This window comes from Vagococcus martis (assembly GCF_002026305.1).
Lineage (GTDB): Bacteria > Bacillota > Bacilli > Lactobacillales > Vagococcaceae > Vagococcus > Vagococcus martis.
The window spans coordinates 1,205,819-1,218,968 of sequence record NZ_MVAB01000001.1 but is presented as its reverse complement, the minus strand read 5'-3'; the positions used below and the strand labels follow the sequence as shown (position 1 = coordinate 1,218,968).

Sequence of the window (13,150 nt, the reverse complement as noted above, 5' to 3'; positions counted from 1 at the left end):
TAGACAAAGGAAGGGTATATGATGTTAAATTTTAATTACTACAACCCAGCAAATATTTATTTTGGTAAAGGTGAGGAAAATAAAGTAGGACAGCTCATTAATAGCTTAACAACTACTAAACGTGTTCTTGTTCTATACAGTGGAGATTACATTTTTGATTTAGGTATATGGGATACTATTGAGCGTTCTTGTAATGACTATAATATTACTCTTTTTAAAGACGGTAGTGTTGTACCAAATCCCAAATTATCATTAGTCCAAACGTTAGAAAATTTGGTTAGAAAAGAAAATATCGATTTTATTTTAGCTGTAGGTGGCGGTAGTGTCATTGACACCGCAAAAGCGATCTCTTTTGGTTGCCTATATGATGGTGATACTTGGGATTTCTTTACAGGAGAAAAAACAATAGAACACGCTCTACCAATTGGCGTTATTTCGACTGTCGCTTCTTCAGGTTCAGAAATGTCTAATGCTACTATTATTTCCAATGGAGCATATAAATTAGGAGTAGAAACAAACCTTATTATTCCGAAGTTTTCAATTTTAAATCCAGAATTTACACAACTATTGCCTGCTTATCCAACTGGAGTAGGTGTTTCAGATATATTAACTCACCTGTTAGAAAGATATTTTACCTCGGTTTCTGATGTAACTTTAACCGATTTTCTATTAGAGGGCGCGATAAAATCACTTATTATAAACGGTACGAAACTCATGGATGATTTATCCAATTATCAATTGCGTGCAGAAGTCATGTGGACAGCTTCTATGGCTCATAATAATTCTCTTGAATTAGGGCGAGAACCTGACTGGGCATCTCATCGTATTGAGCATGAGGTGAGTGGGCAGTATGGCGTAGTTCATGGGGAAGGGATGGCTATTATATTCCCTGCTTGGATGTCATATGTTAGTAAGTTCCATCCTGACATTTTTGTACAGTATGGAGTAAGAGTTTTTAATATTGATCCTTTTGCTTATACTCAAACAGAGATTATCGAGCTCAGTATTGAAAAGACGAAGAACTTTTTTACTAGTATGGGAATGAAGTCCAATTTAAGTGAGCTATCCATTAGTTCAGAGCACTTTAAAGAAATGGCAATGCGTGCAACAAAAAATGATACACAACACATTGGTCACCTGAAATCTTTAAATTCAGATGACATTATCCAGATATTGAACTTAGCTTTATAAAAACAAAAAGAGGCTGACCCAAAAGTCTCTAGAATAAACTAAAAGGAAGAAAATCTTTTTTCGATTTTCTTCCTTTTTTGACGTAAAAAATAGCACTATCCTTTATAATTAAGGTGACTAAACCAACTAAAAGGGAGTGCTATTTATGTATAAGAATTATAACACGAAACAGGTTACTTTATCACTGAATTTAGATATTTATTTAGAATCTAAATTGCAATATTAAGTTAGCCACCTAGGTAAAAACATCTAATTTTTTGTGTTATTCTATTAAAATCCATCCTTACCAACATGTTTTGATTTTAAGCTTTTGAATTTCTTCTAAAAATAATGTAGCTGGTTGTCTATAATTTAAGATTTTACGTGGTAAAAGATTAATTTTTTCAGTAGCCAGTTGAATGAATTGTTTTGAGTAGTTGCAGATTGGAGTTCCTTTCGGAATAAATTGTCTTAATAAACCATTATGTCTTTCATTTGTACCTCGTTCCCAAGAAGAATAAGGATGAGCAAAATAGACATCCGTTATTTGTTGGAGAGTATCATGAAGCGAGCTAAATTCACTACCATTATCAGCAGTAATTGATTGAAACATCTTGCTAAAATTAACTTGTCCGAACTCAGATTTTAATTGATTAACAGTATAACAAACAGACTCTTCTGTATGATCATCTAAAACAACAGTGATCATGTAACGCGTTTTTCTTTCAACAAGAGTAAGTATAGCATTATCATCTTTAGATTTTGAACCAATAACGCTATCTATTTCCCAATGACCAAAGTTTTTTCTATCATCAACTGTACTTGGTCGTTCATCAATCGATTTTCCTAGTTCTTTTTTATGCTTACGACTTCTTTTCTTTTTAGGTGAGAGTCTGATCTTCATCTTGAGATGATGGTTTCTAATAGGTAAAAAGCCACTATCAATATAATTATAAAGTGTCTTAGTAGAGACAGTAGGTGTATTCCAGGTCCTCATGGACTTGGTAAAACCAACAATTGCATCTGGTGACCAATTAAAATCAATAATCTGTTTACAGGCATAATTAATAAAGTCAACAGCACTGGCTAGCTTAGAATTAGCACCACAACGCTTTCTATTTTCTATATATTTAGCTTGTCCTGTCTCAGCAAAATAGAGTTGTCTAGGCTTTTTATTTTCTTTGATTTGCGTTGTTGTACCACGTTTTAGCTCATTGTTTATTGTTTGATGGTGTCGACCTAATCGTTTACCGATTGCTCTATTAGAATCACCTCTATTATGCCAAACTTCAATAAGTTGTCTTTCTTCAAAGGAAAGATGTTTATAAGTCAATTTTTGTGTGGTATTCTGAATTTGCGCCATGATAAAAATTCCTTTCGTTGTTGGGTAGATACTTCAATGATACATGAATTTTTACCATGGTGTTTTTTTATTATTTTAGGGTGGCTAACTTGATTCTACAATTAACCTATTTATTTAGAAGAAAATGATATCGCTTTTGCGATTGATGAATTAGTAGAAAGTATCCCTGTGGATGTGTTCTCAGTTTTTGAGCATCGAATGGGAACTTCGTCTTATCATCCAAAAATGATGTTGAAGCTTATTCTGTGTGGCTACACTCAATCTATTTTTTCTGGCAGAAAGATAGAAGCTATGTCTAAAGATAGCATTCGTGCCATGTGGTTAACGCAATCACAGACACCTAACTTCAGAACAATTAATCGATTCAGAGTGAACCCACTGGTTCAACCGATACTTCAAGAATGTTTTATTCAATTTAGAAATCAGCTTGTTTCTCAACAATTAATTGATGAAGAAGCTATTTTTATTGATGGAACAAAGTTAGAAGCCAACGCAAATAAATATACCTTCGTTTGGAAAAAGAGTACACAACGTTATGAAGAATCTTTGAGAGAAAAGTCAAAGTCCTATTATCAACAACTTGTAGAAGAGCAAATCATTCCATCTATTTGTTCAGAAGATGATGAGTTAAACACAGAAAATTTAAAACAAATCATTGATGAGTTGGAAATGAAAGTAAGTGATTTAAGTACTAAAATTGAAAATACTTCAGATGTTCAAGAGAGAAAAGAACTTCGTTCTGAGCGTAAAGAGCCTAAAAAAGCATTGAAAGCTTTTTCTGACTTTATCTATAGAAAGCAAAAATATAAAGAACAACATGATATTTACAACGGTAGAAATAGCTATTCTAAAACAGATCATGATGCCACTTTTATGAGAATGAAAGATGACCACATGATGAATGGTCAGTTAAAACCTGGATATAACGTTCAAATTGCAACCAATCATCAATACGTTTTAGCATATGAAACATTTTCAAATCCAACGGATTTTAAAACAATGATTCCTTTCTTAGATACTATCAAGAAATCTTATTTTGACTTACCTAAATACATTGTGGCTGACGCAGGTTATGGTAGTGAAGAAAACTATCAAGCAATTTTAGATGATTTTGAAAGAACTCCATTAGTTACTTATACAATGTATCAGAAAGAACATACTAAAAAATACAAACAAAATCCATTCATTCCAGATAACTGGATTTATAATGAATTGGCAGATACTTATATTTGCCCGAATAATCGAGAAGTCAAATTTAGAAATTACTCTACTCGAGCGGATAAATCTGGATTCAAAAGACAACTTAAAATGTATGAATGTGAGTCTTGTTTAAATTGCCCAGTTAGAGCATTATGTACTCGTGCGAAGAGTAGTAAAAATCGAGTGATTCAAAAAAATGGGAATTGGGAATATTTTAAGGCTCACGTAAGAGAGCTTTTGAAAGAGGATGTCACAGGAGAAATATACCGTCAAAGAAAAATAGATGTTGAACCAGCCTTTGGAAATCTGAAGGCTAATTTGGCATTCAATCGATTCTCTGTAAGAGGAAAAGATAAGATTTCACAGGAGCTGGGATTTGCGTTAATGGCACTCAATTTAAGAAAACTGAGAAAAAAGGCTCTTTGTCAACTACTGTTGGTAAGAGTTAAAACGTTAGAATTTAGGATCTAGAAAACAACATGTTTTCTAGATCTTTTTTGGTGTCTTGAATACAGATTTTTTTAAACAAATTGCTATTCGTAATTTGAAATTATAAAAACTTCTCATGCCATAGGCATTACGCTTAATGACTTTAATATGATTGTTCATACATTCTAAAGGACCGTTTGAATACGATGTTTCAAAAGTATTTTTTATTTCTTCTTGATACTTTCTAAATGTTTTAAAAACAGGTATATACTCTTGAAAAAGAGTTTTTTGATTGATTAAATCTACAAATAAAGAATAATCTTTTGTTTGAAAAGCTCTTAAAATCTGTTGGTAAATATTATAAGCATCTGTAAGTTCAGCATTGTAAGTAAGTAGGCGTTCAAGTAATTCTTTTTCAGAAAGATACGTTTTAAATGAAGAGTGCCATTGTTGTTGAATAAAGTCTAGTTTGCCATAACTTTTTTGAAGTAATTTCCAATATTTTTTTATTCGTCTATAAATAATTCGATTATCTTTATGCTTTAATTGATTCATTATTCTAATTCGTATTTTTTGAAAAGCTCTACCAATGTGTTGAACTAGATGAAATTTATCTAAAACGACTTTAGCGTTAGGAAAAAGTCTCTTAGTTAAGATGATGTAGGGTTGATAAATATCAGAAACAACATACTTCACTTGTTCTCTGTTAGATAAAGAGAATCCGTTAAAGTATTTCTCGATCTTAGGTAATCTTCGATCAGGTAAAATATCAATTAACTCCTTAGTGTCACCATCTATCATAATAAAACTCATAGATCCAGCTACTTTTTTTACAGATTTAAACTCATCAAAACAAAGGACAGCTGGTAAGGAATAACTATATTTCTGAATGGGGTGATACCATTCTTTAAGTACCCGATAAACAGTTGAAGTAGAAACGTTTGCTTGTTTTGAAATGTCACTCATAGATTGTTTAGAAGTTAGTTTTTTAGCAACAAGACGTTTTAAATTGTTAGAAATAGAATTGTTTCTAGAAACAAAAGGCGTATCTAAAACAAATGTCGATTTACAATCTTTGCACAAGAAACGACGTTTCTTTAATTGAACATATGTAACGTATTCCGAAATAGCAGGAACTTTAATTAAACTAGTAGTATATCCCCACTTAATAATGTGTGTATCCTTTTCTTCGCAATGAAGACAACATTCTGGTGTTTCATCTAAAAAACCTTCAAATACTCTAGAGAAAACTCCCTTTATTTTCCTAGTAGACAAACAATTTTCATTAAAAATAATATTTAGGTCTAGTATATTTAAGATATCTTTGATAGTCTGTGAGTATGACATGTGGTATCCTCCTTAGATTGTTGTTTCGCAATTTCATTCTAACGGATAACACATGTTTTTGTGTACTAAAAACTGCTAGTAACTTTCGTTACCAACAGTAGAAATTATAGAGCCAGAAAAAATAGGAAGGATATTAGTGAGAGAGCACGAAAAAACAAGCATTCTGAAATGAGAGGTTTCATTTTGGAATGCTTGTTTTCTGGGCTCTATGTCAAATCGTGTTGATGGACAATAATATTGATGAAAAAGTCTCAAAAATGAAATAGAATTAATTGAAGTGAGGGAAGAAATTCTCTCGCTTTTTTATTTAACCTGAAAAACTTGATTTTGAATCAAAAAGATACGTCGTTTGAATAGTAGAAAGTTTCGATAGCCATAGGCCACACGTTTAATCACTTTAATTTTATTATTAATGCCTTCTAAGAAACCATTTGAATAGGAGTATTTAAAGGCATTCATGACTCCTTGGGAGAACTTACCAAATATCTTGAATTTATCTTTAAAATACTTTGGTAATTCAACAGGTATCTTTGAACATAACTCTAAAAATAAAACATAATCGTTGGTTCTATAAGCATACTTCAATTCTTGCATAAAATGATACGCTTTTTTTAATAGAGAACTATAAGAAAGTAACTCATCTACCAATTCGGTAGATGACATATTTCTCTTGAATAAAGGACGATAATAAAAGTGTTTATAGTTTAATTCAGAACTGTCCTTTAAAAGGAGTTTCCAATAACGCTTTAATCTTCGATACTGCTTTCCTTCCTCTTGATTGTGGCGTTTTAGCTGTTTCATTTCTTTTATTCTTAAGGTGTTGAAAGAGCGGTTAATATGTTGAATGATATGAAATCGATCTGTAACGATTTCGGCGTTTGGAAAGACTGTTTTTAATAGTTGACCGTAACTTGCATTCATGTCCATGACCAAAAATCTTACTTTTAGACGTGATTTTCTGGAATACTTCATAAAGTAAGAAACCAACTTATGCAATCTTTTATCAGGTAAGATATCGATTATTTTTTTAGATGCCGCATCAGCACAAATAAAGCTCATTCCAGCATGACAATCAGAAGTAGAGCTAAACTCATCTACACAAAGAGCTGTGGGCAAGAAGTTAAAATTAGGTTGCTGATTATTCGTAAATGATACTAACACACGTTTAACAGTATTTTCAGAGACACTGTGGTATTCTGCGATTTTTTTACGTGATTGATTCTCTTTTAAGTCAAAGGCAATTTGGTATTTAAGCTGTTTAGAAATTTGACAATAGTCATCTACTAGAGAAGTAGAAGCACTGAAAGTTGATCCACAGTTTCTACAAAGGTAACGTTCTCTGTGAAGTTTTAGATAAGTTGGGCGACGTTCAACTTCAGGCAATTGACTAATGGTTTGATACGTTCCATTTTTAACGGATTGATAACATCCACATTTCTTGCATTGCTTATCTTTATTCACTAATCTTCCTGTAATCATGTTAACTGAGCGGTTGTTTCTCGCTTCGCGAGACAACCAATCCTCATTAAAAATAAGAGAATCATCTGTTAAATTGAGTAGTTTTCTTGTATTATTATCCATAGGGGTATTCTCCTTTGTAATGTTAGTTATAGTCGACTTAATTTTACCAATAAGAATGCCCCTTTTTCTATGCCTAAAATAAAAAATCGCATTGATAGAATTTAATCTATCAACACGATTTAGTGTACAGCCGTTTTCTGTAAAGAGACTTTTGGGTCAGCCTCTTTTACTTTCATTTCCTATCCGCCAATTAAGAAATCTAAAATATTCATTCCTGATGATGTTTCATTACGGTATAATTCGGTAAAACCACATTGCTTACAACTAATTGTTGTAAATTTTTTATTTTGAACATTAAATATTTTTGAAAAATCGCCACCTGTTGCTTGAATTTGATCCGCTGTATAGTCTAAACACCCACATTTTTCACACTGATATTGTTTTTTTGACATCTTCTTCTCCCCCTTTTTATAGGTAAGATAATTTTACTATATACCAAATAAAAAAGCATTTTATAATCGCCCTAACCCACTAGAAAGCCATTATAAAATACTTTTATATTACTTAAGTTAATATAATCCCTAATAATAATCCTATAATCTGTGCCCCATTAAATAATACTAGATTTTTAATAGCTACAGAAAACGTGGTTCCTTTTTCTTGTTTCTTATTAAATTGAGAGACATTCTTTTTAACCAGTGGAAATGTCACTAAAATAATCAACATGCTCCAATGATAAATGCCTAGTATAACCCCAATGACTATCACAAAATAGCAACTATACATTAATAAGTCAAATAGGTACACGCCATTTTGTCTACCAATATAGAATGGTAACGTATAACGATGATTTAAAATATCTTGATCTAAATCACATAGATTATTGGCTAGCATAATGTTGGCAATGGTAAACATCATAGGAATAGATGCCCATACACTGACGATTAACTCCTTAATATTGCCTGATAGCATGAACTGACCATTCGCAAAATTAAGAGCTAAAAATCCTGTATCATACACATTTAAATATAACGTGATAAAGAAAATGCCAAATCCCATCGTCACACCACTAAATAACTCTCCTAGTGGCATTCTCGATAACGGGACTGGACCAAATGTATAAAAGATACCAATCAAAAAACATAGACCACCCATTGGAAGCAATAATAGACTTGTACGAAACGTTAACAACAAACCAATGATACTAGAAAATACAATCATTCCAATAATCATGTCTCTAACTTTTGATACTTTTAACCCAGCTCTTCCAATAATGTTAGTCAACTGTTGATAGCTATCATCCTTAGCTTTTAAATAGTCCATCAGGTTATTAATCGCTGTGGTTGCCATATCAAAAACAAACATCCCAATAAAAAATAGACACATATTAACCCAGTTTACTTGCCCAAAATAGTACAACGAAAATAATAATCCAATAAAATAAGGAAAAACACTTGCTAGTTTTGTTCGAATTTCAACTAATTCAAAAAACACTGCCATGAATAAATAACTCCTCCTTTTAACACTACTTCAACTCTTTTATATCTTTAAGCTTATAAGGAGATTCTTCATTTAACTTAAAGTTACCTTGTAATCCTTTACTTATGTAGATACTATCATCTTTTGTAATAAAAATGGCATCGACACCATCCAGGCTATCTACATAAGCCATACCTTCTTTAACACCTTTAGAAAACACAGCTGTTGACAGGGCATCTCCAGCAATCGATGTATCTGATACAATCGTCACACCTGCAATCTCATTATCAAATGGGTAGCCTGTTTTAGCGTTAAACAAATGATGAAAAACGTTGTCGCCAACTTTTAAATAACGTTCGTAGATGCCAGACGTTACAAGTGATTTATTTTTTTCTTCTACTGTTCCAACGACAGTATTTCTAGCTTCATTGGGATCTTGAATTCCGACTTTCCACTTACCTGAATCACTCCTAGGATTATCACCTAACACATAGACGTTTCCCCCTAAATCAACAATAGCACTTGTGACGTTGTTATCTTTTAAGACAGACACTACCTCATCTGTAATGTATCCTTTAGCAATGGCACCTAAATCTAGACTCATCCCTTTTTCTTCTAAATAAACAGTTTGCTCTTTATCATTTAAAACTACTTTTTTATAATCTACTTTTTTAAGTGCTTCATCAATCTCACTTTGGTCAGGCTTTCTAGCATCGTCAAATCCAATATGCCATAGTTGTGTGATTGGTCCAATAGCTAAATCAAACCCTCCATTAGAGTCTTCTGTATACTCTACAGCAGCTTTGATCAAATCATACACATCTGAACTGACCTTTACTGGTTTAATCCCTGCCTGATTATTAATCTCATCCACTTCAGATCCTTTTTCATTAACTGTAATTTCTCTATCTAATACACCTATGCGATCAAACGCTTTTTTTAATACATCTTCTTTTCCTTCATTGTAAATTTTGACTTGTACATAAGTTCCCATCAAAAATTGTCTTTCTGAATAAGGCTCTTTTACAAGTTTTTCTTGTTTAGCTGTTGTATTAGAATCTGTTTTCTTACTTGAACACCCTGCTATTAAAAAACTCGTGAAAGTTAATAATAGCATACTCGTGATTATATTTTTTTTCATGAATGCTTCCCTCGCTATAAACTTTTAAAAATAAAAAAGGTGGCAAACTTAAAAGCTTGCCACTCATTATTAATCAAATATTAGTTTATTATTTTTCTACTTGATTGTCAATTTCAATTGTTTTAGTATCACCTTTTTCAGCTGCTTCAATTAATTGTTTTGCATATTCTTTGAAGCTATCTGTTGAGTGTGTCGCACCAGTTATGGTATCAATATCTGAAGGATTTTGTTTTTCTAATAATGCTTTATTTAACTCTGGTATATATTTTTCTGGTGATGTTTTAGCAACTTCTTCCATTTTTTTGTTATAGTCTGCATCATCAACTTTTGATTTACCTTCTTCATTCACATTATCATAGTTAGATTCGGTGATTTTTCCATCTTTTACAACTATTGTAAATACGACACGGTAACCATTATTGTAATTTTTTTCTTCTAACTTATACTCACCATCTTTTAATTCACCCATTACAAATGAATCTGCTGTTGATGAAGAATCTGCTACTGCGGTGCTTGATGAAGCTGTACTTGATGAAGCAGATGTATCATCCTTTTTATCCCCACCACAAGCAGCTAACAAAACTGTAGATAACGCTAACATTGCAACGCCTGACACTAATTTTTTGAATTTCATATGAATAACCCGCCTTTTTATATTCTTTGTGAACTTCTAATCACTTGTAATCTTATAATATTGTGACTAAAAATGCAATGCCTTTAAATAACTTTATTCATATTTTCACATTTTTTTAATCATTCTCTCAATTCTTTCTATTTTTAGTTTTTTTTAAATATCAAAGATTTGTTAGACTTTTTTTTTATAACACTGTATAATTGTAAGTAATTGTGTAAATTTTTTCACGTTATTATAAATAGTACTTATTCTGCACAATTCACAAACTAATTTTTATAAAAAATAAAAGGAGAGTGTTTTATGGCAAAGACTGAAATAGTAGTTGTCGGAGCAGGTTATTCTGGAATAGCTGCTACAAAGATGTTATCAAAAAAATTAAAAAAGAATCCAGATGCTCATATTACATTAATTGATCGTCATTCTTATCAAACGATGATGACAGAATTACATGAAGTTGCAGGCGGGCGTGTTGAGCCAGAAGCAATCCAATATGATTTACAACGTTTATTCTGTAAACGTAAAAATGTCAGTGTTGTAACAGATACAGTCACAACAATTGATAAAGAGAACAAAATCGTTAAAACCAAACAAGGTTCTTATTCTTTTGACTACCTAGTTTTAGGTATGGGAGGAGAACCTAATGACTTTGGTACACCTGGTGTTAAAGAACATGGATTTACTCTATGGTCTATGGATGACGCTATTAAAATTAGAGAGCACATCGAACGTACGGTTGCGCTTGCGGCTGTTGAGCCAGATGAAACAAAACGTAAAGCGATGTTGAATTTTGTTGTTTGTGGTTCTGGATTTACCGGTATTGAAATGGTCGGTGAATTAATCGACTGGAAAGACCGATTAGCTAAAAATAATAAAATTAAACCAGAAGATATCAATTTAATGGTGGTTGAAGCTGCTCCAACTATCTTAAACATGTTAGACCGAAATGATGCTGGAAAAGCTGAAAAATATCTAACTAAAAAAGGGGTTAGCATATTAAAAGATATGCCTATCGTTGAAGTACACGAAGATCACATCATCTTAAAATCTGGTGAAAAAATTCCAACTCATACATTAATTTGGACTGCTGGTGTTAAAGCAAATAGTGATGCTGAAAAATTCGATATGCCTGCTGCACGTGCAAATCGTTTAGTTGCTAATGAGTACATGCAAGCAAAAGGTTACGAAGAAAAAAATATTTTTGTTGTCGGAGATTTAGTTTACTTTGAAGAAGCTGATAAAGAAAACCGACCAACACCACAAATTGTACAAGCAGCTGAACAAACTGGTATCTGTGCTGCAAAAAATATTTTAGCTACTATCAATGGAACTGAAAAAGAAGCTTATAAAGGAAAATATGATGGCTTCATGGTATCTATTGGTTCTAAATATGCTGTTGCTTGTGTCTTTGATAAATATCACTTAAGTGGATTCTTTGCAATGTTGATGAAACACATTATTAACTTAAGATACTTCTTTGATATTCGCTCAGGTTATTATATGTTCCAATATATTATGCATGAATTTTTCCGAATTAAAGATGAACGAAATGTTTTCAGAGGACATACGTCACGTAATAGTAATGTGTTATGGTCTGTTCCATTACGCGTATTCTACGGATGTGTTTGGTTAGTTGAAGCCATGAAAAAAGTCATTGGTAATGGTAAAGTATTACAACCAAGTACGTGGTTTGGTGATGGCTCATGGTTCACCAACACTGTTGCGTTTCCGTTTGAATGGTTACAACCAGCTGATGCAACATCAGGTGCTTCTCAAGCCGCTGATGCTGCTGCAACTACTGCTACTGCTGATCCAACGTTTGGATTAAGTTATGCCTTTGGTGAAGAACCAATGCTTGTCTTTAAATCAATGCCTGACTGGTTTGGCTCTATTATGAAATTCATGATGCCAAATACTGAAGTTGCTTTATTTATGCAAAAATTCATGACACTATTTGAAGTAGCTCTAGCTCTAGCCATTATCTTTGGTTTATTTACTTGGTTAGCTAATGAGACTACGATTGTTTTAGTAGTTATGTTCTGTCTGTCAGGTATGTTCTATTGGGTTAACATTTGGTTCTTATTTGTTGCCTTTGCTTTAATGAATGGTTCTGGACGTGCCTTTGGATTAGATAAATGGGTTATCCCATGGATTCAACGCAAATTAGGTAATTGGTGGTATGGAGACGTCAAAGCTCGATACGGTGAAAAATCATAACCTAAGATACTTCATCAGAAAGTTCTAGAATTATTTCTAGAGCTTTCTTTTTATTCAAAGTATTGCACTATGAATAAATTGATAGTATTCTCACTATGATAGGAGAATAATCATGTCAAAAAATAAAAAAATTATCTACATTGCTCTACTTGTTGCTCAAGGTGTTATTATAGGTTTACTTGAAAATATGATTCCTTTTCCTTTTGCATTTGCTCCAGGTGCCAAACTTGGATTAGCTAACTTAATTACCATTATTGCAATTTTTACTATGCCTATGAAGGATAGTTTTACCTTAGTCGTTTTACGTTTGTTTTTAACCACACTACTAGGCGGAACTGTCTCAACATTAATGTATAGTGCTGCGGGAGCCTTTCTAAGTTATTTTGGGATGCTTACACTCAAACAATTGGGTCCAAAACGTATTAGTACAATTGGGATCAGTGCTTTTGGTGGCTTCCTACACAATGTGGGACAACTTCTCATCGCTAGTTGGATTGCCAAATCATGGACTGTTATGCTCTACCTACCCATTCTTTCATGGATTGGTATTTTAGCCGGGGTCGCTATAGGAATTGCTGCCAATTATTTAATGTTACATGTGAAAACACTACAAGAATTTCAGTTGGCCTATGATAAACATACTCTAAAATAA

The 13,150-nt window shown here is 32.6% G+C and carries 10 protein-coding genes and 1 pseudogene; 4 read left to right on the top strand and 7 right to left on the bottom strand.

The window, feature by feature from the left end; translation table 11 throughout:
* The first annotated feature begins 18 nt into the window (after positions 1-18).
* Entirely contained in the window at positions 19-1,191 is a 1,173-nt protein-coding gene (locus BW731_RS05970) for an iron-containing alcohol dehydrogenase (protein ID WP_233120442.1), read from the top strand.
* Between the two features lie 283 nt (positions 1,192-1,474).
* On the opposite strand, the gene BW731_RS05965 is transcribed toward BW731_RS05970, so the two are convergent.
* A complete protein-coding gene (locus tag BW731_RS05965; protein ID WP_079346507.1) occupies positions 1,475-2,533 on the bottom strand; it encodes an IS30 family transposase in 1,059 nt (352 codons plus the stop codon).
* Positions 2,534-2,641: 108 nt separating this feature from the next.
* Between BW731_RS05965 and BW731_RS05960 the strand changes: the two genes are divergently transcribed.
* Positions 2,642-4,204 carry an IS1182 family transposase gene (locus BW731_RS05960; RefSeq protein WP_408645964.1) on the top strand — a complete coding sequence of 521 codons (1,563 nt, stop codon included), beginning with the start codon at positions 2,642-2,644 and terminating at the stop codon, positions 4,202-4,204.
* A gap of 15 nt (positions 4,205-4,219) precedes the next feature.
* On the opposite strand, the gene BW731_RS05955 is transcribed toward BW731_RS05960, so the two are convergent.
* The 6 genes and pseudogenes from BW731_RS05955 to BW731_RS05930 form a co-directional block, all read right to left on the bottom strand.
* Positions 4,220-5,509, bottom strand: a complete 1,290-nt coding sequence (locus BW731_RS05955; RefSeq protein WP_079346505.1) for an ISL3 family transposase — start codon at positions 5,507-5,509, stop codon at positions 4,220-4,222.
* A 303-nt stretch (positions 5,510-5,812) separates the two neighbouring features.
* On the bottom strand, positions 5,813-7,090 hold the full coding sequence (locus BW731_RS05950; protein ID WP_079346503.1) for an ISL3 family transposase: 1,278 nt from the start codon (positions 7,088-7,090) through the stop codon (positions 5,813-5,815).
* A gap of 179 nt (positions 7,091-7,269) precedes the next feature.
* Positions 7,270-7,482 carry a zinc ribbon domain-containing protein gene (locus BW731_RS05945; protein ID WP_079346501.1) on the bottom strand — a complete coding sequence of 71 codons (213 nt, stop codon included), beginning with the start codon at positions 7,480-7,482 and terminating at the stop codon, positions 7,270-7,272.
* Between the two features lie 112 nt (positions 7,483-7,594).
* Positions 7,595-8,530, bottom strand: a complete 936-nt coding sequence (menA, locus tag BW731_RS05940; RefSeq protein WP_079346499.1) for a 1,4-dihydroxy-2-naphthoate polyprenyltransferase — start codon at positions 8,528-8,530, stop codon at positions 7,595-7,597.
* 25 nt (positions 8,531-8,555) lie between these two features.
* Positions 8,556-9,650: an FAD:protein FMN transferase gene (locus BW731_RS05935; protein WP_079346497.1), complete on the bottom strand. Its 1,095-nt coding sequence runs from the start codon at positions 9,648-9,650 to the stop codon at positions 8,556-8,558.
* Positions 9,651-9,753: 103 nt separating this feature from the next.
* Positions 9,754-10,284 (bottom strand): annotated as a pseudogene (locus BW731_RS05930) (FMN-binding protein); the annotation flags it as partial.
* Positions 10,285-10,584: 300 nt separating this feature from the next.
* On the opposite strand from BW731_RS05930, the gene BW731_RS05925 reads away from it, so the two are divergent.
* Together BW731_RS05925 and BW731_RS05920 are read left to right on the top strand one after the other, a co-directional pair.
* A complete protein-coding gene (locus BW731_RS05925) occupies positions 10,585-12,498 on the top strand; it encodes an NAD(P)/FAD-dependent oxidoreductase (protein WP_079346493.1) in 1,914 nt (637 codons plus the stop codon).
* 112 nt (positions 12,499-12,610) lie between these two features.
* Positions 12,611-13,150, top strand: a complete 540-nt coding sequence (locus BW731_RS05920) for a Gx transporter family protein (protein ID WP_079346491.1) — start codon at positions 12,611-12,613, stop codon at positions 13,148-13,150.